This window comes from Salinifilum ghardaiensis (assembly GCF_054491345.1).
On record NZ_CM137101.1, the window covers coordinates 1,478,999 to 1,501,610 of the forward strand.

The 22,612-nt window shown below is 73.8% G+C and carries 18 protein-coding genes; 9 read left to right on the forward strand and 9 right to left on the reverse strand.

The genetic code is table 11. From position 1 onward, the window contains the following. The first annotated feature begins 159 nt into the window (after positions 1 to 159). From ACVGV0_RS06670 to ACVGV0_RS06685, 4 genes are all read left to right on the forward strand, one after another. Positions 160 to 888: a lysophospholipid acyltransferase family protein gene (locus ACVGV0_RS06670; RefSeq protein WP_459158985.1), complete on the forward strand. Its 729-nt coding sequence runs from the start codon at positions 160 to 162 to the stop codon at positions 886 to 888. Between the two features lie 308 nt (positions 889 to 1,196). Continuing rightward, the gene (locus ACVGV0_RS06675; protein ID WP_459158986.1) at positions 1,197 to 1,706 is read left to right on the forward strand and encodes a polyadenylate-specific 3'-exoribonuclease AS; all 510 of its coding nucleotides are present in this window, start codon (positions 1,197 to 1,199) and stop codon (positions 1,704 to 1,706) included. A gap of 116 nt (positions 1,707 to 1,822) precedes the next feature. Next, positions 1,823 to 2,848: a 6-phosphofructokinase gene (locus tag ACVGV0_RS06680; protein ID WP_459159942.1), complete on the forward strand. Its 1,026-nt coding sequence runs from the start codon at positions 1,823 to 1,825 to the stop codon at positions 2,846 to 2,848. 54 nt (positions 2,849 to 2,902) lie between these two features. Further along, positions 2,903 to 4,303 carry a class II 3-deoxy-7-phosphoheptulonate synthase gene (locus tag ACVGV0_RS06685; RefSeq protein ID WP_459159943.1) on the forward strand — a complete coding sequence of 467 codons (1,401 nt, stop codon included), beginning with the start codon at positions 2,903 to 2,905 and terminating at the stop codon, positions 4,301 to 4,303. A gap of 148 nt (positions 4,304 to 4,451) precedes the next feature. Here the strand turns inward: ACVGV0_RS06685 and mptB are convergent, their stop codons facing one another. Next, a complete protein-coding gene (gene mptB / locus ACVGV0_RS06690) occupies positions 4,452 to 6,077 on the reverse strand; it encodes a polyprenol phosphomannose-dependent alpha 1,6 mannosyltransferase MptB (protein ID WP_459158987.1) in 1,626 nt (541 codons plus the stop codon). A 187-nt stretch (positions 6,078 to 6,264) separates the two neighbouring features. Continuing rightward, positions 6,265 to 8,238, reverse strand: coding sequence for a Stk1 family PASTA domain-containing Ser/Thr kinase (gene pknB / locus ACVGV0_RS06695; RefSeq protein ID WP_459158988.1), 1,974 nt, complete (start codon positions 8,236 to 8,238; stop codon positions 6,265 to 6,267). 237 nt (positions 8,239 to 8,475) lie between these two features. Here pknB and ACVGV0_RS06700 point away from each other — a divergent pair, with 237 nt between their 5' ends. Continuing rightward, positions 8,476 to 8,841, forward strand: a complete 366-nt coding sequence (locus tag ACVGV0_RS06700) for an Rv2175c family DNA-binding protein (protein ID WP_459158989.1) — start codon at positions 8,476 to 8,478, stop codon at positions 8,839 to 8,841. A gap of 150 nt (positions 8,842 to 8,991) precedes the next feature. Here ACVGV0_RS06700 and crtI read toward each other — a convergent pair whose 3' ends face one another. The 3 genes from crtI to ACVGV0_RS06715 all read right to left on the reverse strand — a co-directional run bounded on the left by crtI (position 8,992) and on the right by ACVGV0_RS06715 (position 12,407). After that, entirely contained in the window at positions 8,992 to 10,467 is a 1,476-nt protein-coding gene (crtI, locus tag ACVGV0_RS06705; RefSeq protein ID WP_459159944.1) for a phytoene desaturase family protein, read from the reverse strand. Between the two features lie 5 nt (positions 10,468 to 10,472). Next, positions 10,473 to 11,603, reverse strand: coding sequence for a polyprenyl synthetase family protein (locus tag ACVGV0_RS06710; RefSeq protein WP_459158990.1), 1,131 nt, complete (start codon positions 11,601 to 11,603; stop codon positions 10,473 to 10,475). A gap of 90 nt (positions 11,604 to 11,693) precedes the next feature. Further along, positions 11,694 to 12,407 (reverse strand): DUF3153 domain-containing protein, encoded by a 714-nt coding sequence (locus ACVGV0_RS06715; RefSeq protein ID WP_459158991.1) that lies wholly within the window; start codon positions 12,405 to 12,407, stop codon positions 11,694 to 11,696. A 154-nt stretch (positions 12,408 to 12,561) separates the two neighbouring features. Here ACVGV0_RS06715 and ACVGV0_RS06720 point away from each other — a divergent pair, with 154 nt between their 5' ends. Beyond that, on the forward strand, positions 12,562 to 14,244 hold the full coding sequence (locus ACVGV0_RS06720) for a DUF885 domain-containing protein (protein ID WP_459158992.1): 1,683 nt from the start codon (positions 12,562 to 12,564) through the stop codon (positions 14,242 to 14,244). Between the two features lie 165 nt (positions 14,245 to 14,409). Here ACVGV0_RS06720 and ACVGV0_RS06725 read toward each other — a convergent pair whose 3' ends face one another. After that, positions 14,410 to 14,985 carry a GNAT family N-acetyltransferase gene (locus tag ACVGV0_RS06725; RefSeq protein WP_459158993.1) on the reverse strand — a complete coding sequence of 192 codons (576 nt, stop codon included), beginning with the start codon at positions 14,983 to 14,985 and terminating at the stop codon, positions 14,410 to 14,412. 300 nt (positions 14,986 to 15,285) lie between these two features. On the opposite strand from ACVGV0_RS06725, the gene ACVGV0_RS06730 reads away from it, so the two are divergent. Both ACVGV0_RS06730 and ACVGV0_RS06735 read left to right on the forward strand, forming a co-directional pair. Further along, on the forward strand, positions 15,286 to 15,744 hold the full coding sequence (locus ACVGV0_RS06730; RefSeq protein WP_459158994.1) for an SAV_6107 family HEPN domain-containing protein: 459 nt from the start codon (positions 15,286 to 15,288) through the stop codon (positions 15,742 to 15,744). After that, a complete protein-coding gene (locus ACVGV0_RS06735) occupies positions 15,741 to 16,652 on the forward strand; it encodes a maleylpyruvate isomerase N-terminal domain-containing protein (RefSeq protein WP_459158995.1) in 912 nt (303 codons plus the stop codon). The genes ACVGV0_RS06730 and ACVGV0_RS06735 overlap by 4 nt, the downstream gene beginning before the upstream one ends. 97 nt (positions 16,653 to 16,749) lie before the next feature. Here the strand turns inward: ACVGV0_RS06735 and ACVGV0_RS06740 are convergent, their stop codons facing one another. Then, entirely contained in the window at positions 16,750 to 21,354 is a 4,605-nt protein-coding gene (locus tag ACVGV0_RS06740) for an ATP-dependent helicase (RefSeq protein ID WP_459158996.1), read from the reverse strand. A 69-nt stretch (positions 21,355 to 21,423) separates the two neighbouring features. Continuing rightward, a complete protein-coding gene (locus ACVGV0_RS06745) occupies positions 21,424 to 21,555 on the reverse strand; it encodes a hypothetical protein (RefSeq protein WP_459158997.1) in 132 nt (43 codons plus the stop codon). Positions 21,556 to 21,592: 37 nt separating this feature from the next. Here ACVGV0_RS06745 and ACVGV0_RS06750 point away from each other — a divergent pair, with 37 nt between their 5' ends. Further along, positions 21,593 to 21,787 (forward strand): DUF3046 domain-containing protein, encoded by a 195-nt coding sequence (locus ACVGV0_RS06750; RefSeq protein ID WP_459158998.1) that lies wholly within the window; start codon positions 21,593 to 21,595, stop codon positions 21,785 to 21,787. Positions 21,788 to 21,822: 35 nt separating this feature from the next. On the opposite strand, the gene ACVGV0_RS06755 is transcribed toward ACVGV0_RS06750, so the two are convergent. Further along, positions 21,823 to 22,527, reverse strand: a complete 705-nt coding sequence (locus tag ACVGV0_RS06755; protein WP_459158999.1) for a DUF4383 domain-containing protein — start codon at positions 22,525 to 22,527, stop codon at positions 21,823 to 21,825. Positions 22,528 to 22,612 lie beyond the last annotated feature (85 nt).

Genomic DNA, 22,612 nt, shown 5'->3' on the forward strand with positions numbered 1-22,612 from the left:
GGATCACCACCTCCACGGGCGTGCCGGACACGCCGCAATGGTCGCACGTGTCCCGTCGCGCGCGGAGCGGTCGGTTCCGGGCCGAGGCCCGTCGTCGTTCCTGTGCAGCGGGCTTCGTCGGGTACGATCCGGGTACGTCGGCGCTAGAAAGGCAGCACGGTGCTGTACTGGTTGATGAAGCACGTCCTGCTGGGTCCGTTGCTCAGAACCGTGTTCCGCCCTTCGGTCGAAGGTGCGGAGAACGTGCCCTCCCAGGGGGGTGCGATCCTCGTCAGCAACCACCTCGCGGTCGCCGACTCGTTCTTCATGCCGCTGATGATGCCGCGGCGCGTGACGTTCCTGGCCAAGCGCGAGTACTTCACGGGAAGCGGTCTGAAGGGCAAGCTGCAGAAGTTCTTCTTCGCCGGTGTCGGCCAGGTCCCCATCGACCGGACCAGCGGGGCAGCCGCGCGCGCCGCCCTGGACACCGGGGTGCGGCTGCTGCGCGAGGGGCACCTGCTCGGGGTGTACCCGGAGGGCACGCGCTCCCCGGACGGCCGGTTGTACAAGGGCAAGACCGGTGTGGCCCGGATGGCGCTGGAAGCAGGTGTGCCGGTCGTCCCGGTCGCCATGGACGGCACGGACCGGGTGAACCCGCCGGGATCGCGGATGTGGCACCCGCGCAAGGTGCGGGTGCACGTGGGAGAGCCGCTGGACTTCTCCCGCTACGCCGGGATGGCCGGCGACCGCTTCGTCGAGCGGGCGATCACCGATGAGCTCATGTACGCGCTGATGGAGCTGTCCGGGCAGCGCTACGTCGACGTCTACGCCGCCAAGGTCAAGGACGAGATGGCCGCCAGCGGGCGCGAGGTCGCCGGCTGGAGCGGACCGGAGCGCAAGGCCGGCTGAGCGGCACGCCGCCGCGCTCCGGGGGCTGCTGTCCGGGGCTGCTGCTGTTCCGGAGCTCGGTGGTCCGGAGCTCGGTGGTCCGGGCCGCCGGGTGGCCCGGGTCTGCTGGCGGTCGGGTCCTCCGGTGGAGCGGGCCGGGCGTGCGCCCCGGTGCCGCTGCGGTTCGGGTCCCGCGGGGGCTGGACGGGACGCGCTGCGCAGTCCGCCGAGCGCCTGGTTCACCATGAAGGACCGGGACGGGCACCGCAGCGGTGCTGCCGCACCGGCGACTCCCGGGAGGAGCGGAGAGAAAGTGCAGGCCATCAGCGTTGGCTAGAAGGTTTTTCTACGACTGCGAGTTCATCGAGGACGGGAACACCATCGACCTGGTGTCGATCGGCGTGGTCGACGAGTCCGGACGCGAGTTCTACGCGGTGTCCACCGAGTTCGACGAGGGGCGCGCGGGCCCGTGGGTGCGGCGGTACGTGCTGCCGCAGCTGCCGCCGCCCTCGGACTCCGCGTGGTGTTCGCGGGCCCGCATCCGCGAGGACCTCTTCCGGTTCGTGACCGGGGGCGGTTCCGGCGACGTCGAGCTGTGGGCCTGGTACGCCGCCTACGACCACGTCGCGCTGGCCCAGTTGTGGGGGCCGATGCCCGCGCTGCCGGCCCAGATCCCGAAGTTCACCCGCGACCTGCGGCAGCGCTGGGAGGACGTCGGCAAGCCGCGGCTGCCCGCTCCGCCGGACAACGCGCACGACGCCCTGGCCGACGCGCGGCACAACCTGCGCCGCTGGAAGGTGATCGAGGAGACGGGGCGGCTCCTCGGGTACCCCAAGTGATCGACAGTGCTTGCTGCACCGATCCAGGCCGTGCCACTCTGGCGCCTCCGCGGTGAGATCTGCATCACCGCTTTCGGATCGCTCGACAGGAGGAGGTGGCGCGGATGCCGACTGGGATGCGGGTGGGCGTGCTCACCGGTGGCGGTGACTGCCCGGGGTTGAACGCCGTGCTGCGCGCGGTCACGCGGCGCGGCGTGTCCGAGTACGGCCACGAAATCGTGGGATTCCGCAACGGGTGGCAGGGCACGCTCGAGGGGGCGGTGCAGCCCCTCGGTCTCGACGACGTCGAGCACATCCTCGACCGCGGCGGCACCGTCCTCGGTTCCTCGCGCACGAACCCGTACGCGCTCGACGACGGGGTCGCCCGCCTCCAGCGCACGCTCGAGCGGGAACGCATCGACGCGCTGGTGGCGATCGGCGGCGAGGACACGCTGGGCGTGGCCGAGCGGCTCGGCCGCGAGGGAGTGCCCGTGGTCGGCGTGCCGAAGACGATCGACAACGACCTCGCCGCCACCGACTACACCTTCGGCTTCGACACGGCGGTGCACATCGCCACCGAATCCATCGACCGGCTGCGCACCACGGCCGAATCGCACCACCGCGCGCTCGTCGTCGAGGTCATGGGCCGCCACGCCGGTTGGATCGCGCTGCACTCCGGGCTCGCCGGCGGTGCGAACGTGATCCTCGTGCCCGAGCAGCCGTTCAGCGTGCCCAAGGTCTGCGACTGGGTGCGGATGCGGTTCGAGCGCGAGTACGCGCCGATCATCGTCGTGGCCGAGGGAGCGGTCCCCGAAGGCGGTGCGGAGCTGCTCGCGACCGGCGAGCGGGACGCGTTCGGGCACGTCCGCCTCGGCGGCGTGGGCACGTGGCTGGCCGACGAGATCGCCGAGGCCACCGGGCACGAGTCCCGCGCGGTGGTGCTCGGGCACACCCAGCGCGGCGGACCGCCCACGGCCTACGACCGCGTGCTGGCCACCCGGTTCGGGCTGCACGCGATCGAAGCGGTCACCGCCGGCGAGTTCGGCAGCATGGTCGCGCTGCGCGGCACCGATGTCGTGCGCGTCCCGTTGCGCGAGGCGACTGCTGCGCTCAAGACCGTGCCGCTGGAGCGCTACGCCGAGGCCGAAGTGCTGTTCGGTTAGCGCACCACGTGTGACGCGCTTCTCCCGGGTGAAAAATCCGTGGCGGAGCCGCCTATTCTGGGGTGCGTGAACTGGACCGTAGACGTACCCGTTGACGAGCTCCCCGACCTCCCGCCGCTGCCGCCGGAGCTGCGGGCGCGTCTCGACGACGCGCTCGCCCGGCCCGCAGCGCAGCAGCCGCGATGGCCGGACCCGGAGCAGGCCCAGCAGGTCCGGCGGGTGTTGGAGAGCGTACCGCCGGTCACCGTGGCATCCGAGGTCGACCGCCTGCGCGACAACCTCGCCGCCGTGGCCCGCGGTGAGGCGTTCCTGCTGCAGGGGGGTGACTGCGCCGAGACCTTCGCCGACAACACGGAGCCGCACATCCGCGGCAACATTCGCACGCTGCTGCAGATGGCCGTGGTGCTGACCTACGGCGCGAGCATGCCCGTGGTCAAGGTCGGCCGGCTCGCCGGGCAGTACGCCAAGCCGCGGTCTAAGGACACCGACGCCCTCGGCCTGCCCGCCTACCGCGGCGACATGGTCAACTCGCTCGCCGCGGACGAGAAGGCGCGCGAGCACGACCCGTCCCGGCTCATCCGCGCCTACGCCAACGCGAGCGCGACGATGAACCTCTCCCGCGCGCTGACCGGGGCCGGGATGGCCGCGCTGGCCAAGGTGCACGACTGGAACAAGGACTTCGTGCTCAACTCCCCGGCGGGGGAGCGCTACGAGTCGGTGGCCGCCGAGATCGACCGCGCCCTGCGGTTCATGTCCGCTTGCGGCGTCGACGACTCGAGCCTGCACTCCGTCGAGTTCTACGCCAGCCACGAGGCGCTCGTCCTCGACTACGAGCGGGCGATGCTGCGGCTGGAGAACCGCGACGGCACGCCCCGGCTGTACGACCTGTCCGGCCACTTCCTGTGGGTCGGGGAGCGGACGCGGCAGCTCGACGGCGCGCACATCGCCTTCGCCGAGCTGCTGGCCAACCCGATCGGCGTGAAGATCGGCCCGGACACGACGCCCGAGCAGGCCGTGGAGTACGTCGAGCGGCTCGACCCGCACCACGAGGCGGGCCGGCTGACGCTGGTCACCCGCATGGGCAACGACAAGGTCCGCGACGTGCTCCCGGCCATCGTGGAGAAGGTCAGCGCCTCCGGGCACGACGTGATCTGGCAGTGCGACCCGATGCACGGCAACACCCACGAGTCCAGCACCGGCTACAAGACGCGGCACTTCGACCGGGTCGTCGACGAGGTGCAGGGCTTCTTCGAGGTGCACCACAAGCTGGGCACCCATCCCGGTGGCGTGCACATCGAGCTGACCGGCGAGGACGTCACCGAGTGCCTCGGCGGGGCGCAGGACATCTCCGACACCGACCTCGGCGGTCGGTACGAGACCGCCTGCGACCCGCGGCTGAACACCCAGCAGTCGCTGGAGCTGGCGTTCCTCGTGGCGGAGATGCTGCGGAACTGATCCGACCGAGCAGCGGCGCGCGAGGACCGCGTCCCCTGCGGGGCGCGGTCGTCGCGCGTGCGTGTTCCCTGCGCGGCCGGCAGCACGCCGCGAGTTCTCGGGCGGCTCCGTTCCCGGGCGGGGGCGGCTCCGGCCCGGCCGCGGCGCCTCAGCCGCGCCGTGAGCTCCGGTCGGTGTGCTCGCCCGCCCCCGCGGTGGCCGGTTCGTCGAGCGCGATGCCGGCCTCCGGGTGCGCGTCGTCCGGTGCGCTCGCGTCGCCGCGCGCCGGACGCGGCCCGTGCAGGTTCAGCGGGTCGAACCGGAGGAGGGAGGCGGCCGCCAGCAGCGCCAGCGCGACCACTCCGGCCATGTACGGCCAGTTGAACATCCCCTGCTCGCCATCGGGGTAGTAGGCGAGGACGAGCACCACCTGCCCGCCCACGAGGACCGTCAGCGCCCGCTTGGACCACGGCAGCGCGCAGGCCAGGGCCATCGACCAGCTGAGGTACCACGGCAGCACGGTCGGGCCGAGCAGCGCCGCCGCGCACAGGGCGATCGCCGCGCGGCGGATCGCCTCGGCACCGCCGTTGCGGGCCTGCCACCACTGGTGCACGAGGACTCCGGCCAGGGCGAGCATGCCGAGGGCGCGACCGGTTTCGATGAACACGGCGCCGGGGACGTCGGCGAACAGCGAGACGAGACCGTGCACGGCCTGGCCGACTCCGGTGGGCACCGACAGGTAGTTGACGATGATGCTGGGCGCGGACAGGGCGGGCAGCCAGCCGAACCCGACACCGGCGACGGCCATGCACGCGCCGAACACGGCTCCGAAGACGCCCAGCGCCGGCACCACCGAGCGCAGGAACCGCCACCCCAGGGGGCCTTCGCGGTTGCTGGCCCAGATCCACACGAGGAACGGCAGCAGCACCCCGGCGGTCGCCTTGATCGCCATGGCCACCGTCACCACCGCCACCGCGCTGACGTGGAAGCCGCGCAGCGCCAGCAGTGCTCCCGCGGCGAGCAGTCCGACCACGAGCAGGTCGTTGTGCGGCCCCCCGACGAGCTGCGTGACGGTCAGCGGGCTGGCCACCGCGATCCACAGCGCCACGGGCAGGCGTCCGCCGAGGTGGCGCACCAGCCCCGGCAGCACGGCCGCGAACAGCACCAGCCCGAGCAGCACCAGCAACCGGAACGCGATCACGCCCACGAGCACGTGCTCGCCGACGGCCCAGGCCATGACCGTGGAGATCGCGATGAACAGCGGCCCGTACGGCGCGGGCGTCGTGTGCCAGGTGGGGTGCACGTTCTCCGGGATCGGCCCGTTGAGCACGGCGGGACCGAGGGCGTACGGATCGAGGCCGTGCACGACCAGCAGCCCCTGGCCGAGGTAGCTGTACACGTCCCGGGTGAACAGGGGCGGGGCGATGAGCAGCGGAGCCATCCACGCGGCCCCGGCGAGCAGCACGCCGCGGGCCGGCACCAGGTGTGCCAGCACCCCGCGTCCGAGGCGGATCCACGCCCACAGCAGCACCGCGAAACCGAGGTAGGTGACCGCGAGGGCGAGCTCCCGGCCGTGCCCGTACCGGATCAGCGACAGCGGCCCGTCGCCGAGGACCGGATCGCGCATGAGCGTGCCACCTGCTCCGAGCGAGCCCAGCAGCACCAGCAGCGAGCCCGCCGCGCCCAGGGCGATCGTGCGCAGCGGAAGGGGGCCGCGGAGCAGGTCGTGCCACCGCAGCGGGGAGGTGCGGGGCGGGGGCTCGGCGGCTTCGGGGAACGGCGTCGGGGAGTTCATCGGGGCCATGGCGTGCCCCATAGTTCCATATCGTCCCGATCATGGGGGCATCGGCGGTACGCCCGCGTGGCCCCGGTTCGTGCCGAGATCGGGTTCGGCCTGGTCAGCGAGACGCGCAGGCGCGGGCGACCACCGGGACGCGAGCAACGTCACACACCGGTGGCCGCCGCGAGCGCTCCGCGGACGGTCAGAACGCGTTGACCGAGACGGTCGAGCCGGGTTCCACGCGCTGCCCGGCCATGGGCAGCTGTCCCAGCACGAGCCCGCCCTCGCGGTCGAAGAGGCTGCGCACCTTCAGCTGCAGACCCGCCTCGGCCGCCATCTGCTGTGCCTGCTGCACCGACTTGCCGTTGAAGTTCGGCACCGACACGGCGTTGGACACCACCACGCCGACGCGCGCCTCGCCCGACTGCTGCGCGGTCGTGCCGCCCTCGGGGTCGGTGCGGATGACGTGACCGCCCGCCACGTCGCCGTTGAACTCCTCGCCCGCCACGTACGGCGTGAACCCGGCCTGCTGCAGCGCCTGGAAGGCCTCCTGCTGGGCGGCCCCCGACACGTCCGGGACCGGCACCGGGCGCGGACCCCTGCTGACCACGAGCTGCACCTGGGAACTGGAGGGCAGCCGCGTGCCGGGCTGCGGATCCACGCGGATGACGTGCCCCTCGGGAACCGTGCGGTGGTACTCCTCGCCGGCCCGCTGCGGACGCAGCTGCGCGTCGCGCAGCGCGCTTTCCGCGTCGGTCACGCTCGTTCCCGGTGCGATCTCCGGTACCTGCGGTTTGCCCAGCGAGACCACGACCCGCACCGAACCGCCCTCGGAGGCCCGCGAGCCGGCTTCCGGCGAGGTGCGCAGCACGAGGCCTTCCGCTGTGTCGTCGTTGTGCTCCCGCGTGACCTCCGGCTGCAGCCCCGCCTCGCGGAGGGTGGTGGTGGCCTGCTGCTCCGGCTGGCCGGCCACGTGCGGCACGTCGACCTGTTGCCGCGCCCCGAGGTAGAACGCGCCGGCGCCGAGCAGGCCGACCAGCACCAGCACCCCGAGGGCCCACAGCAGTCCGCTGCGGCGCCAGCGCCGGCGGCCGGTCTCCACCGCGGCGATCTCCCGCGTGTCCGCGGCGTCCGCGCCCACCTCCTGCGCCGGGCGGGACAGCGCCCGCGTCCCGCGCGGGCCGGGGGAGTCCGCCGCCCCCGGGTGGTAGGCGCGCGTCTCCCGCAGCGGCGGTCCGGCCGGGGCCATCCGCTCGGTGCGCTCGGCATCGGTGGGCACCGGCACGGGCACCGGGGCGATGCCCAGGTCCTGGCGCAGCCGGACCAGCTCGGTGCGGAAGGCCTCCGCGTCGGCCGGCCGCTCCGCGGCATCGCGCCGGGTGGCGCGCACGGCCAGCGCGTCCACCGCCGGTGGCAGGTCGGGCAGTTGTTCCCCCGGCGGGGGCATGTCCTCGTTGACGTGCCGGTAGGCGACCGACAGCGCGTTGTCGGCGACGTACGGCGGCTGGCCGGTGAGCATCTCGTGGAGCACCACCCCGGCCGCGTACACGTCGCTGCGCGGGTCCGCGTCGCCGGTGGTGACCTGCTCGGGCGAGAGGTAGGCGACCGTGCCGAGGATGACGCCGCCGCTGGTGGTGCCCGCGGAGGCGGCGGCCCGCACCAGGCCGAAGTCGGCCACGTGCACGGTCCCGTCCGTGCCGATCAGCACGTTCTCCGGCTTCACGTCGCGGTGCACCATGCCCGCCTGGTGCGCCGCGCCCAGGGCGGACAGCACCGGTTCCAGCACGCTCAGCGCCACCGGCAGCGACAGGCGGCCGTGCTGCTGGATGAGGTCGCGCAGGGTGCAGCCGCGCACCAGCTGCATCACCAGGAACACGTGGTCGCCCGCGGGGCTGCGGTCCACGCCCTGGTCGTAGACGGCGACGATGTTCGGGTGGTCGAGCCGGGCCGCGGTGCGCGCTTCCCGCTCGAAGCGTTCCACGAAGGAGCGGTCCCCGGAGTGCTGGGAGTCCATCACCTTGATCGCCACGGGGCGGTCCAGGCGCGTGTCCACACCGGTGTAGACGGTGGACATGCCGCCGCGCGCGAGCACCTCGTCCACCCGGTACCGGCCTTCCAGCAGGGAGCCGAGCAACGACGCGGACCCGTTGCGGCCGGAATCTGCTTCAGAAGCCATGTGTCGCCAACCCGAGTCGTCGTGTCCGGCCGATTGTGGCAGGTGAGCCAGGGCACGACGGACGCTGTGCACCTGCGCCGCGGCACGCGGAACCGGTCTGCTCTCCGATCACGGGATCGATCGTAGGCGGCGCGGTTCACCGGTCCGTGTCCGGTGCCACGATCCAGGAGGGGTGGCCCGCGGTGTAGCCCGTCCGGTGCAACGCAGGTTCGGGGGCGGTGTGGCATCGTGGTTCACGTGAGTGCGATTCCTGCAGCTCCGGATGTACTCGCTCCCGAGGTGGAGCTCATCCCGATCCCCGAAGTGGCGAAGCGATTCAACCGACCGGTCACCCGGGTGCACCAGTTGATCCGCGAGGGTCAGCTGCTCGCCATGCGCCGCGACGGCGAGCTGAGCGTCCCGGCCGCTTTCCTCACCGAGGACGGCATCGTCAAGGGGCTCCCCGGCACGATCACGTTGCTCAGCGACGCCGGGTACCACCCCGACGAGATCTTGCGGTGGCTGTTCACCGAGGACGACACCCTCCCCGGCAGCCCCATCCAGGCGCTGTGCGAGAACCGGGGACGCGAGGTCAAGAGGCGGGCCCAGGCCATGGGCTTCTGAGCGCTCCGCCCCGGCTCCGCCCCGGTGGTGCGGGCCGGTGGCGCTGCGGTGAAGTCGGAACAGCCCCGCGCGGGTGTGGGCGACGTGCCCGCTCCCGCGCGGGGGAGCACCACCGCGGCTGCACCGCAGCCCGGGTGCCGGCCGCGCCGGTCAGCCGCCGGTGCTGCTCTGCCCGGTGATCCGCTGCGCCGCGTGCTTGCCGGACAGCAGCACAGGGGGCACGCCGACGCCGGGCGTCGTGCCGGAACCGGCGAGCACGACGTTGTCCCACCCGTGCGCCAGGTTGCGCTGCCGGAACGGACCGGTCTGCGCGAACGTGTGCGCCGCGGAGAACGGGGTGCCCGCCGCGAACCCCCGCGCGGCCCAGTCCGCCGGGGTCACCAGCGACAGGGTCTCGGGTTCGTCGCCGTCCGCGAGGAACCCGCGGCGCCGCAGCGCTCCCGCCAGCTCGTCCCGGTAGGCGGGGCCGACGCGGTCCCAGTCGATCGCACCGCTCCGCAGGTTCGGGCACGGCGCGAGCACGTACTGCAGCTCGCGGCCTGCGGGGGCGAGCGCCGCATCGGTGGCCGTCGGCCGCGTCACCAGCAGCGAGGGATCGCTCATGAGCCGCCCGCGGCTCAGCTCCGCGAACGTGCCCGACCACGCCGCGCCGAACGAGATCGTGTGGTGCGCGTCCGTCAGCGGGGCGCCGCTGCCCACGTGCCACACCACGGCCGAGTGCGCCCAGGTGGGCTCGCGCCGCGGCGCCCCTCCCAGCAGCCGCCACGTCTCCGGCAGGTCGGCGGTGCTGACCACGGCGTCGGCGGGCAGGCGGCCGGTCGTGGTGCGCAGCGCCGCGACCCGAGCGCCCCGGCGCTCCAGCCCGGTGACCTCCTCGCCGAACCGGAACCGCACCCCCGCTCCGGCAGCCGCCTCGGCCAGGGCCCGCGGCAGGGCGTGTGTCCCGCCGCGGGGGAACCACACGCCGCCCACCGTGTCCATGTAGGGGATCGCCGAGTACAGCGCCAGCGCCCGCTGCGGGCTCAACCCCGCGTAGAGCGCCTGGAACGAGAACACGCGCACCACGCGCGGATCGGACAGGAAGCGCCGCACGGCGCGCTCGAGCCGTCCGAACCCGCCCAGCCAGGCGACGCGGGCCAGCTCCGGCCGCAGCAGGTCGGCCGCCGAGTCGAAGTTCGCGTCGATGAACCGGTCCCGCTCCGCCCGGTACATCGCGGTCAGCCAGCGGCGCAGCCGCCGGTACCCGCGCGCCTCGCGAGGTCCGGCGAACCGCCGCACCTCCTCCTCCATCGCTTCGGCGTCGCTGTGCACGTCGAGGGCGCTGCCGTCGGCGAACCGCGCCCGGTAGGCGGGGTGCAGCGGCACCAGCTCCACCCGCTCGCGCAGCGAGTCGCCCACCGCGGCCAGCGCTTCGTCGAGCAGCTCCGGCATCGTCACCACGGTCGGTCCGGTGTCGATGCGGTAACCGCCGCGCTCCTCCCGCCCGGCCCGGCCGCCGGGGACCGCGGCGCGCTCCACCACGGTGACCTCCCGGCCGGCCCCGGCCAGGTGCAGCGCCGCCGCCAGGCCGGCGAGCCCGGCGCCGATGACCACCACCCGGTCGGTCGGACCGGCCACCGCGCGCACGCGCGTCACCGGGCCCGATCGGTGACCGTCACCGCCAGTTCCGCCAACCGGGTCGCGGCGGGCTCAGCCAGGTCGGCGCTGCGCAGGGCGTGCATCGCCGAACCCGTGAGCTCGCTGATCCGCCGCTCCACCGCCGCGTCGGCTCCGACGCGGTGCAGCAGCTCCCGCACGCGCCGCACGCCGGCCCCGGTCAGCTCCGGGTCGCCGAGCGCGGAGCGCAGCTCCTCCGCAGCGGCGGTGTCACCGCGCTGCCGCGCCTGGTCGAACGCTTCGGCCACGAGCACGGTCCGCTTGCCCTCGCGGAGGTCGTCCCCGGCGGGTTTGCCGGTCACCGCGGGGTCGCCGAAGACCCCGAGCAGGTCGTCGCGCAGTTGGAAGGCCACGCCGATGTCGGAACCGAAGCGGCGCAGCGCCGCCACCGCCTCCGGGGTGCCGCCGGCGATCTCCGCGCCCAGCTCCAGCGGCCGCTGCACCGTGTACGAGGCCGACTTGAGCGCGCACACGCGCAGCGCGGCCGCGGCGGACTCGTCCTCGCCGGCCTGGCCCAGCACGTCCAGGTACTGCCCGCCGAGCACCTCCGTGCGCATCGCCTGCCACGGGCGCATGCCGCGGCGCAGCGCACCGGTCTCCAGGCCGGCGTCGAAGAACATGTCGTCGGACCAGGTCAGCGCCAGGTCACCGAGCAGCACCGCGGCGGTCATCCCGAACTGCTCGGGCCGCCCGGCGTGCTCAGCCTCCCGGTGGTGGCGCGCGAACGCCCGGTGCACCGTCGGGTTGCCGCGCCGCGTGTCGGAGTCGTCGATGAGGTCGTCGTGCACGAGCGCGCACGCCTGCAGCAGTTCGAGGGAGCTGGCGGCCCGCAGCATCGCCGCAGCGGCGGGTCCGCGCGCCGCACCGCCGACGGCGCGCCACCCCCACCAGGCGAACGTGGGCCGCAGGCGCTTCCCACCGCCGAGGACGAAGCCGTCCAGCTCGGCGGCGGCGTCCCGGAAGGCCTCGCTGAACTCGGCCACCTCGCGCACGCGCCGCTGCAGGTAGTCGGTCAGCGCGCGGTGCACGTGCTCGGGCAGGTCGTCGTCGTAGCCGACGCCGCGCGGCGGGCCGTCGGGGACGGGTTCGGTGCGGGGGACGGACACGGTTCCATCCTCCGCGATACGCGCGTCACGCGGTCGGCGGGGGCGGTCCGGAGCAGCGCCGAACCCGCTGCGCTGCGCGACCGCTCGGAGTCACGACCGCGATTCCGGTACCGCACCAGCGGCTCCCTCCGGGGAGACGCGGGTGTGCAGGTGCGTCCGCAGCGCCAGCAGTCCGACGAGCACCGCCACGCCCAGCGTGCCCAGCCCCACGGCCGCGGCCCAGAACGTCCACGGCCCGACGGCCGAGCTCGAGTACTGGTAGGTCACCGCCATGTGCGTGACCTCGCCGGGCTCGAGGTTCCAGGTCACCGTTCCCGCGCTCTCCTGCCCGTTGCTGTTGGTGATCTGCCCCGGCGCGCTGATCCGCACGAGCACCGAGGAGTTGGTGTTGGCCAGCGGGGTCAGGTCCACCCGCGCGTTGGCGTCGACGAGCGTGCCGTTCCGCCGCAGCGTGACCTCGTAGCGCGATTCGCTCGGGCTCAGCTCCTTGGCGAGGGTCTCGACCTCGTGGAAGGTCAGGTCGTGGAAGGACAGGTGCGATCCCTGCCGCCCCTCGGTGGTGTAGGGCTCGACGGTCACCCGGTCGGCCAGGTGCGGCGGCGGCTCCACCCGGAACGGTTCCTGCCCGGCGGCCGTTCGCGTGGAAACGCGCAGTTCGCCGGAAACGCGGTCGTCGTCGGTGATGTTGATCGACGCGCTCAGGTGCAGGCAGCCGGTGAGCGCGACGGTCGCCGCGACGAGCAGCGCCACGAGCAGCGCGGTGCGCGCACCCCGCGGACGCCGGCGGCGGTTCGTGGTGTCCACGGAACTGAGAGTGGCACGAGGCCGCCGGCTTCGCCGGGTGCTCGCCACGCGCCGGTGAACCCCGGTGCCCAGCGCGGGAGCATTCCGGCGAAGCGCTCGCACCCGCGGCGGAGAAGACCGGGCTCGCGGCGCCGCCGCGCGGTAGCGTGTCCGCATGGCAGTTGATCGTGACGGCATCCATGCCGAGAGTGACCAGTACGTGGCGGATCTGGTGGCGCTCGACCCGATCGCGGGCACCGCGCTCGGCATCTCCGGTGGCGAGGACAGGCTCACCGACTACTCCCCGGACGGCCACCGCGCCCGCGCCGACCTCGCCAAGCGCGCGCTCGCCCGCGTCAGCGGCGCCGAACCGCGCGAGGAGGGCGAACGCGTGGCGCAGGCCGTGTTCCGGGAGCGCGTCGGCCTGGACGTCGAACTGCACGAGTCCGGCGCGGACATGTCCGCGCTGAACGTGATCGCCAGCCCCGTGCAGGACCTGCGCCAGGTCTTCGACCTCATGCCCGGGGACACCCCGGAGCAGTGGCGCACCATCGCGCGGCGGCTCGCGGCGATGCCCGAGGCCGTCGGAGGGTTGTGCGCGAGCCTGCGCGAGGCGGCCCGCGGGGGTGACGTGGCCGCGGCGCGCCAGGTCCGCCGGGTCGCCGAGCAGTGCGACACCTGGTCCGGCAAGGACGGTTCGGAGTCCTTCTTCGCCGCGATGATCAACCGCGCCGGGCAGCAGGAGCCCGCGCTGCACCGGGAACTCGAGCGCGGCGCGGAGCTCGCCGCCGGCGCCTACGGGGACCTGGCCGAGTTCCTCCGCACCGAGCTGCTGCCGCAGGCGCCGGCCAAGGACGCGGTCGGCGAGCAGCGCTACCGGTTGTGGTCGCGGTACTTCCTCGGGGCGCGCCTCGACCTGCGCGAGGCCTACGAGTGGGGTTGGGCCGAGTTCACCGCGCTCGAGCGGGAGATGCGCGAGCTGGTCGACGGCATCAGCAGCGGCTCCTCGGTCGCCGAGGTCGCGCGTGCGCTCGACGAGGACGAGCGCTACCGGATCCGCGGGCAGGACGCGCTGCGGGACTGGATGCAGCAGCTCGCCGACACGGCGATCGGCGAGCTGGCCGGCGTGGAGTTCGACATCCCGGAACCGCTGCGCACCCTCGAGTGCCGCATCGCGCCGCCGGGCGGCGGGGTCGGGGCGTACTACACCGGCCCCACCGAGGACTTCCAGCGCCCCGGGCGGATGTGGTGGTCGCTCCCGCAGGACCGCACCGAGTTCCCGGTGTGGCGCGAAGTCCCGGTCGTCTACCACGAAGGCGTTCCGGGGCACCACCTGCAGGTGGGCACGGCGGTGCACGAGGCGCAGCGGCTCAACAGGTTCCAGCGGCTGGCGTGCTTCGTCTCGGCCCACGGCGAGGGGTGGGCGCTGTACGCCGAGCGGCTCATGCGCGAGCTCGGTTACCTGCAGGACCCGGCGTACCTGCTGGGCATGCTCAACGAGCAGCTGTTCCGCGCCGCCCGGGTGGTCGTGGACATCGGCATGCACCTGGAGCTGGAGATCCCCCGCGGGACCGGGTTCCACGAGGGGGAGCACTGGACGCCCGAGCTCGGTCGGGAGTTCCTGCTGCAGCGCACCGTGGCCGATCCGGAGCACGTCCGCGACGAGGTCGACCGCTACTTGGGTTGGCCGGGGCAGGCCCCCTCGTACAAGCTCGGGGAGCGGTTGTGGCGCGCCGCCCGGGACGAGGCGCACCAGCGCCACGGGGCGTCCTTCAGCCGCAAGGAGTTCCACCGCCGGGCGCTCGAGCTCGGGCCGATGGGGCTGGACACGTTGCGCGAGCAGCTCGCGCGGATCTGATCCGGCGCCACCGGGCGGCGGGGACACCGCGCGCCGGGCCACCGCGGCGGGACTCGCGCGAGCGCCGTCCGGTGCGGGCTCCCGCCGCGGGCGGGGCCGCGGACCACCCGCTGGCCCACCGCTGGTGCTCCGCCAGCTCGCCTGGGCGCACCGGCGGGTGCGGTGCTACTGCTCGGCGTCCTCGCACGGCAGCGAGCGGCCGAGCACGGCGAAGGGCCGCGGGTCCCCGGCGAACCGGTGCTGGCGCAGCACGTCCTGGAACCCCATGCGCCGGTACAGCCGCCACGCGCGCGTCGGTCCCTCCGGGGTGGACAGCAGCACCGCCGCCGCGGGCGCGGGGGACAGCAGCCGGCGGGCGACGTCCTCGCCGAGTCCGGAGCCCTGCCAGTCCGGGCGCACGTGCAGCTCGGTGAGCTCGAAGTAGTCGTCGAGCCACCCCTCCGGGGAGAGCCCCGCGTGCACCATCCCCCGGCGCACCTGCTCGTGCCACCACTGGCCGGGGGTGCCGAGGTAGCCGTAGCCGATGCCGACGAGCTCGTCCTCGTCGCTGACCGCACCGATGCAGCGCCAGCCGGGGCGCAGCATGTGCGCGGTCCACATCGGGGCGCGCTGCTGGGCCGTGGCCTCGGGGTAGTTCATCGCGGCGATGTACAGCGACAGCGCTTCGGCCAGCCGGGCGCGGAGGTCGTGCGCGGAGAACTCCGCGAGCCTGGCGCAGCGTGGGGATGGTGCGGCGGTCACGGCCCGCACACTAGCGCTTCTCGCCGCCGCGTGGGGAGCGCCGCCGGGTGGGGAGAACCGGGGCGCGGTGCGCTTCCGCCCGCGTCAGCTCGAACCGGGTGCCGTTCGAACGGGCAGTCGAACACTCACTCGAACTGGCGATCGAAAACGCCTTGAACCGCGGTCGGCGGAGATCTACAGTCGAACATGTCGAACGGACATTCGAACGGCTTTCTTCGCGAGTCGGTGCTTCCTTCGTGAGCCGGCGCCTCCTTCGCGAGTCGAAGTCCGTGAGCAGGAGTATCCGTCTGGAGGTCTGTCATGGCGTCATCGCTCGAATCCGCCACCCAACCGCCGCTGATCCCCGTGCAGCGGAATTCCGAACGGCCGGTGGGCGCACCGCGGCACGCCGCGTGCCCCTCGGGGCCGCTGTCCCTGCTCGCCCAAGCGCGCAGCTGCTGCGAACTCGCCCAGGACGCCGAGACCGCCGAGCAGCGGTACGTGGAGGCGCACATCGCTGCGTTCCGCGCGGCGACGGCGCTGGTCCTGGCGCGCTCCCGGTACCGCACGAGCGCGAAACCCGCCAGCGTGTGGTCGCTGCTGACCGAGGCGGTCCCCGAGCTGCGCGAGTGGGCCGGCTACTTCGCCGCGCGCTCGGAGCGCAGGGCCGCGGTGGAAGCGGGGGCCCGCATCTCCGGGGAGGAAGCCGAGGAGCTGCAGCTCCGCTCGGGTGAGTTCCTCGCCGTCGCCGAGCGCAGCCTGCTGGAGGTGCTGTCGTGAGCCCGGGGCACGCGCACGCGGGGGCGAAGGAGGGCCTTCTACCGCCCGGGCGGGGCGGGGACGGATGCACCGGGTCCGCACGGCGCGCTGAGAGCACGGACCGGCTGGGCCCGCTGTCGTGCGCGGCGCGCGCTCCCACCCCCGAGGGGCTGCGTGAAACCCTCGGCAAGGAGGGGCGCGCCTTCGCCGACAGCGCGCGGCGGTGCCGGGAGGAGGCACCGGTCTCCGGGGCTTCCGGGAGAACGGCCGGTGAGACGGTCCGGCACCTGGTCGGCGAGTACGACGCAGCACTGGGCCGGTTGGACACGCGGCAGCGGACCGCATCAGCGCAGGCCACCCCGGAGCAGGTCACCCCTGGGCGCACGGACGTGGCCGCCCCGGTGGAGCGGTTCGTCGACCGCTTGGCGGCGCTGCTGGCCGAATTCGGGACCCGCTCGCCGTGGGAATCGTGCTCCACCTGGTGGCCCGCGGACGGCACGGTCCGCTTCTGGCTGCGGCGGCTGACCCATGCCACGCTCCTCGGGCGCGTCGACGTGGAGTCGGCCACCGGTGAAGGACACGGTCCCGTGCCCACCGCGATCGCCGAGGACGGCATCGACGAGGTGCTGCGGCTGTGGTTCGCCCACCGGCTGCCCGTGCTCGGCATGGCCGGTACGCACCCCTGCGCGGTGCACGTGCGCACCCCGGGCAACAGTTGGATGGCCTGCGCGGATGAGCGCGGTGTCGCGCTGTGGCCACCACGGGAGTGCCCACGTGGTGCGGATGCGGTGGTCACGGGTGATCCGGATCGTGTCTACCTGTGGTTGTGGGGACGCCTGCCGGACCGGGCGGTGACCATCGCCGGGGACGTGCGGGCCACGGCTCAGCTGTGGGGGCTTCTCCGGCTGTCCACGCACGGCGTGTCCTGACCAGGACCGCTCCTGAACGCCGCGCCGGTGCGCTGTGCCGGTCACGGGTCCGATCCGGGGCGCTCTCCGGAATCCCGGAGCCGAGAGCAGTTCGACGTCAGGAGCGCAACCGCAACCCCTTCGGCGTGACGCGGAACCCGGCCTCGGTGAGCAGCTCGGCCAACCGCGTTCCCCAAACCCCCTCGCCATCGGTGCGGCGCACCGTCACCTGCTCCAACCACCCGTGCTGGACCGCCTTCGCCAGGCCGGTCGCCCCCGCGCGCAGGAGCGACTCGTCCGTGGTGAACGACAGCAGCGACCGCCCACCACGTTCCAGGTAGAACACGGCCTGCCCCGCGACCAGCACCACGAGTGCGCCGGCTTTGCGACCCGGGCGGTGCCGCGTCTCGCTTCGCGGTTCGGGCCAGTCCAGCGCAGCACCGAACGGCTGCGCCGGGTCGGCCGCGGCGAGCACGAGGGCCGCGTCCTCGCTCTCCGCGGAGTCCTCGGAGGTGGAGAAGGAACGCAGGCGGTCGATCGCCCCCGGCACGGCGAACTGCGCGGCACCGAGTCCCTCGACGACGTAACCGCGCCGGCAGTGGCCCGACTCCTCCATCGTGCGCAGCACTTTGTACACGGCGGAGAACCCGCCGGTGTGGCGCTCGATGTCCAGCGCGCCCCGCGTGAGCACCCCGTGCCGCTCGAGGAACGACTCGGTGCGCGCATGTGCCCGCCGCGTGGCGTCCTCGCTGGGCAGTGGCGCGAGAGACCACCGTCCGGACACTGTGGGCGGACCGGTCCGACTCGGCATGTTCGGGCGCCCCGCCCGCAGGCCCGCGTACCGCCCGCGCGGAGCGGAACGCCGGGGGCGGTGCTTCGCCGTCCCGCCGCCGAGGCTCGCCCGCAGCGGAGAGAGGGTGTCATTGGTGATCCGCCCCGCCCACACCAGGTCCCACAGCGCCGTGGTGACCTCCTCGTCAGAGGGCGCAGGTTCCCCACGGGCCACCTGCTCCTGCCCGACGCGGTCGGCCAGCTGCCGGAAGAACAACGCACCTCCCGCCAACGCCGTCTGCACCGCCTGCTGCAGCGGTGCGTCGAGCGGCTCCTCCGGCAGGTCCGGCAGCAGCAGGTCCGCCACATCCGTCGGCGCCACCGCGATCCAGCCGTCCCCGCCGGACAGCGCCCCGGATCCGACCCAGGTCACTTCGCCGGTCGAGGTCAGCTCGTCCAACAGCGCCGGCCGGTACCCGGGCAGCCGGGCCGGCAGGAGCAACGACTCCAGGGCGCTGGCGGGGACCGGAACACCGGCGAGCTGTTCGACGACCGCGTAGGTGTCCTCGGCGGTCGGCGCGTGCCGCTGCTGCGCGCCGATGCCGTGCCACGACGGCAGGAACCGGACCAGGGCGCGCTGGTCGACGGGTTCGACCTCGGCCCGCAGACGCGCCAGCGAGGCTCGTCGCAGCCGCCGCAGCACCTCGCTGTCGCAGTACTCGAGCGTGCCCCCACCACCCGCCTGCAGGGGGCGCAGTTCGCCGTTGACGAGTCGGCCGCCGGCCGTCAACTGGTCGAGCACGCTGTGCACCACGCTGACGCCGAGGCCGAAGCGCTGAGCCGCGGACTCGGCGGTGAACGGCCCGCGGCACCGGGCGTGGCGGATCAGCAGCTCAGCGAGCGGGTGCGCGGACGGTTCGGTGAACGCCTCCGGCACTCCCACGGGCAGCGCCACCCCGAGGGCGTCGCGCACCCTGCCCGCGTCCTCGATGGGGATCCACCGCGGTTCTCCGGCGATGCGCACGTGCAGCACCCGGTGCTGCGCCTGCAGCTGTTCCAACCACTCCGCCCGGACGCCCCGCTGCTCGGCCTCCCGCGTGGACAGATCACCGAGCGAGGCCAGCACGTCCATCGTGGACTCGACGTCGAAGGCGCGACGCTCCTCGCTGAGCCGCTGCAGCCGCTGCTCCACCTCGACGACCACGTCCGGATCGAGCAGCTCGCGCAGCGCCTCGGACCCCAGGAGCTCGCTCAGCAGTGTGGAGTCCAGGCTCAACGCGGCCGACCGGCGTTCCGCCAGCGGCGCGTCCGACTCGTACAGGAACATCCCCACGTAGCCGAACAGCAGGTTCCGCGCGAACGGTGACGGGCTCGGCGTCTCCACCTCGACCGCCCGGGTCCGCCGCGCCGCCACGTCCCGCATGACCTCGCTCAGCCCGGGCACGTCGTAGACGTCCTGCAAGCACTCCCGCATCGCCTCCAGCACGATCGGGAACTCCTCGTACCGCGAGGCCACGGACAGCAGCTGCGCCGCCCGCTGGCGCTGCTGCCACAGCGGGGTTCGCCGCCCGGGATCGCGCCGCGGCAGCAGCAACGCGCGCGCGGCGCACTCCCGGAACCGCGCGGCGAACAGCGCCGAACCGCCGACCTCGTCGGTGACGGCCTGCCGCACCTCGTCCGGATCGAACAGCACGTCCTCGGCGGTGGGCACCACCTCGCCGCCGGACTCGTCCCACGCGTCGGCCATCCGCAGCACGATGCCGTCGTCGGAGGCGACCACCTGGGCGTCGACCCCGCGGCGCTCGCGCAGCCGCGCGCCGATGAGCAGCGCCCACGGATCGTTCACCGGCGCGCCGAACGGCGAGTGCACCACCAGCCGCCAGTCGCCCAGCTCATCGCGGAACCGCTCGACCACCACGGTGCGGTCGTCCGGCACGTGCCGCGTCGCCTGCCGCTGATCGGCCACGTAGGAGAGCAGGTTGTCCTGCGCCCACTTGTCCAGCCCGGCCGCGGCGATGCGCTCGCGCGCCGCGTCCTCCTCCGCGGAAGCCAGCTCCCGGACGAAGGCCCCCAGCGCGCGCCCCAGCTCCAGCGGGCGCCCCGGCGAGTCCCCGCGCCAGAACGGCATCCGCGCCGCCTGCCCGGGGGCGGGCACGACCACGACCCGGTCGTGGGTGATGTCCTCCACCCGCCACGCCGAGGTCCCCAACAGGAACGTGTCCCCGACGCGCGACTCGTAGACCATCTCCTCGTCGAGCTCGCCCACGCGCGTGCCGCCGCGACCGTCCCCCTCACCCGGTGTCGTCACGAGGAACAGCCCCCGGTCCGGGATCGTGCCCCCGGAGGTGACGGCCAGCCGCTGCGCCCCGGGGCGGGCCCGCAGCTCCTCGTCGACCCGGTCCCACACCAGACGCGCCCGCAGATCGCCGAACTCCTCGCTCGGATAGCGGCCCGCGAGCATGTCCAGCACCGCGCGCAGCGCGGAATCCGGCAACCCCGCGAACGGCGCGGCCCTGCGCACCACACCGGCCAGCTCGGCGAGCCCCCAGTCCGCCATCGCCACCATCGCCACGACCTGCTGGGCCAGCACGTCCAGCGGGTTGCGCGGGTAGGAGAGCTCCTCGATGAGCCCCTCGGCCATCCGCTCGCCGACCACCGCGCAGCCGATGAGGTCCCCGCGGAACTTGGGGAACACCACCCCGTGCGAAGCCGCGTCCACGTGGTGCCCCGCCCGCCCGATGCGCTGCAACCCGGAGGCCACGCTCGGCGGCGTCTCCACCTGGATCACCAGGTCGACCGCGCCCATGTCGATGCCCAGCTCCAGCGAGGAGGTGGCCACCACGCAGGCCAGCGAGCCGGACTTGAGCTCGTCCTCCACCTGCGAGCGCTGCTCCCGGGACATCGACCCGTGGTGCGCCCGCGCCACAGCGCGGTCGCTGCCCGCGGTCACCCCGGACGCGCCCGGAGCCGCGGCCGGGAACTCGGCCACCGCGGGCTCGTCCCCCTCCTGCTCGGCTGCGAGCTCGTTGAGCCCCGCGGTGAGGCGTTCGGCCAGCCGGCGCGAGTTGGCGAACACGATCGTCGACCGGTGCTGCCGCACGAGCTCGAGCACGCGCTCCCGCACCGACGGCCAGATCGAGGCGTGCCGGTCCGCCCCCGCCGCCGAGGCCGCAGCAGGCCGCCCCGCCCCGGTGGGCCCCTCCGCGCCGCTCAGCTCGGCCATGTCCGGAACCGGCACCTCCACCCGCACCTCGACCTGCTTGGGGTGCTCCGGCTGCACCAGGCGCACCGGGCGCCCGCCTGCCAGGTACGTGCGGACCTCGTCGACCGGGCGGACCGTCGCCGACAGGCCGATCCGCTGCGCCGGTCGCGGCAGCAGCGCGTCCAGCCGCTCCAGCGACAGCGCCAGGTGCGCCCCGCGCTTCGTGCCCGCGACGGCGTGCACCTCGTCGAGGATCACCGTCTGCACACCGCGCAGCGCCTCCCGCGCCGCGGAAGTCAGCAGCAGGAACAGCGATTCGGGGGTCGTCACCAGCACGTCCTGCGGTTTGCGGGCGAACGAGCGGCGGGCCTCGGAGGGCGTGTCCCCGGTGCGCACCCCCACGGTGATGTCCGGGGGCTCCTCCCCGCGGCGCTGCGCGGCCTGGCGCATCCCCGCCAGCGGCGAGCGCAGGTTCCGCTCGATGTCCGCCGCGAGCGCCTTCATCGGTGACACGTAGAGCACGCGGCAGCGGTGCTGCGGGTCCTGCGGCGGGCCGGTGGCCGCGAGCCGGTCCAGGCTCGACAGGAACGCCGCCAGCGTCTTGCCCGAACCGGTCGGGGCGACGACCAGGGTGTGCTCGCCGGCCGCGATGGTGCTCCACGCGCCGTGCTGGGCGCGCGTGGGAGCGGCGAACGCTCCGCGGAACCACTCCTGCGTGGCGGGGGAGAACGCCTCCAGCACGTCGTCCATGCCCCCATGCTGGCGCACGGGACCGACACCGCACCGGGGACGCGCGTGCGGTGCGCGGCGTGTCGGGCGTCAGCGGTTGCGCTGATCCCACAGGAACTTCACGGCGAGCACCACGACGACGAGCAGGCCCGCCCCGATGACGAGCTTGCCGAGCGGCGTGGTCAGGCCGGTGGGATCGGCCTGGGCGAGCAGCAGCACCATGCCTCCAGCGTACGAAGCACCCGTAAGCTGGTCGGCGATGCGTCACACCTTGTTCCGCGAGCGGATGACCGCCGAGTTCGGCGAGCTCCGCGCCGACATGCTCGTGCGCGACCACGTGCTGACCTCGCTCGGGGGGCGCACCGTCGACGAGGCGATCGAGGCCGGGACGCCGCCGAAGGAGGTCTGGAACGCGGTGTGCGAGGAGTTCGGCGTGCCCGCGGCCCGCCGGTAGCCGCTGGACCGGCGGTTACCGGCGGTGCGGTCAGGTCACCGCGGCGGAACCTCCGGGTGCTCCGGTTCGGAGTAGTCGGCCCACGGGTTCTGCGCGCTGATCTGCCGCTCCGGGCTGCGCCCGTGCGAGGCGTGGTGCGCGTAGGCCCGCTGCCGCTCCGCGCGCTGGTGCTCCCGCGCCCGGGCGCGCACGAGCCGGTCCTGCTCCGGCGTGGGGTGCCCCTCGGCGAAGGCGATCTCGGCGCGCGCCAGCGGGGCGAGCTCCTCGACGCGTCGTTCGTCCGCGGCGCGCTGCTCCGGCACCTCGTCCGTGGGCGGTTCGTGGTGGCGGTAGCGCACGAACGGGTTGTCCTCCGGCAGCCCGCCGCTGATCCGCCCGTAGGAGCCGAGGAAGACCAGCAGCAACCCGGCGACGAAGCTGAACACCACGTTCTCGAAGCGGAACGCCAGCACGTTCCACGGGGTGTTGATCAGGCCGAGGTTGACCAGCCCGGACAGGAAGAACAGCCCCCCGATGGTCGTCGTGGTGGTGGAGGCCACGAGACCGCCCCAGGCCGCGGCGCCCACCAGGACGACGCCGACCACCACGGAGATCAGCGCCAGGAGCCCGTTGCTGGACAGGCCGAGGACGTCGATGCCGCGGGTGGTGAACAGCGGGACGCTGTTCGACAGCCCGAGCGCTCCGAAGATCGCCAGTCCGGCTCCGAAGATCGCGGAACCGACCCGGTAGATTCGGCTCAACGGGTGGTCTGCTGGCAGATAACGATCCATCCGCATGGTCGGCACCTCCTCGGGTGCGCGGTGGGTTCGCTGCGCGCCCGCGCCC

Bases quoted from the DNA above. Each gene is read 5' to 3' on its own strand.
- ACVGV0_RS06680 (WP_459159942.1), top strand. From the start codon at position 1,823: ATGCGGGTGGGCGTGCTCACCGGTGGCGGTGACTGCCCGGGGTTGAAC.
- mptB (WP_459158987.1), bottom strand. From the start codon at position 6,077: ATGAACTCCCCGACGCCGTTCCCCGAAGCCGCCGAGCCCCCGCCCCGC.
- pknB (WP_459158988.1), bottom strand. From the start codon at position 8,238: ATGGCTTCTGAAGCAGATTCCGGCCGCAACGGGTCCGCGTCGTTGCTC.
- ACVGV0_RS06720 (WP_459158992.1), top strand. From the start codon at position 12,562: ATGGCAGTTGATCGTGACGGCATCCATGCCGAGAGTGACCAGTACGTG.
- ACVGV0_RS06730 (WP_459158994.1), top strand. From the start codon at position 15,286: ATGGCGTCATCGCTCGAATCCGCCACCCAACCGCCGCTGATCCCCGTG.
- ACVGV0_RS06740 (WP_459158996.1), bottom strand. From the start codon at position 21,354: ATGGACGACGTGCTGGAGGCGTTCTCCCCCGCCACGCAGGAGTGGTTC.
- ACVGV0_RS06745 (WP_459158997.1), bottom strand. From the start codon at position 21,555: ATGGTGCTGCTGCTCGCCCAGGCCGATCCCACCGGCCTGACCACGCCG.
- ACVGV0_RS06750 (WP_459158998.1), top strand. From the start codon at position 21,593: ATGCGTCACACCTTGTTCCGCGAGCGGATGACCGCCGAGTTCGGCGAG.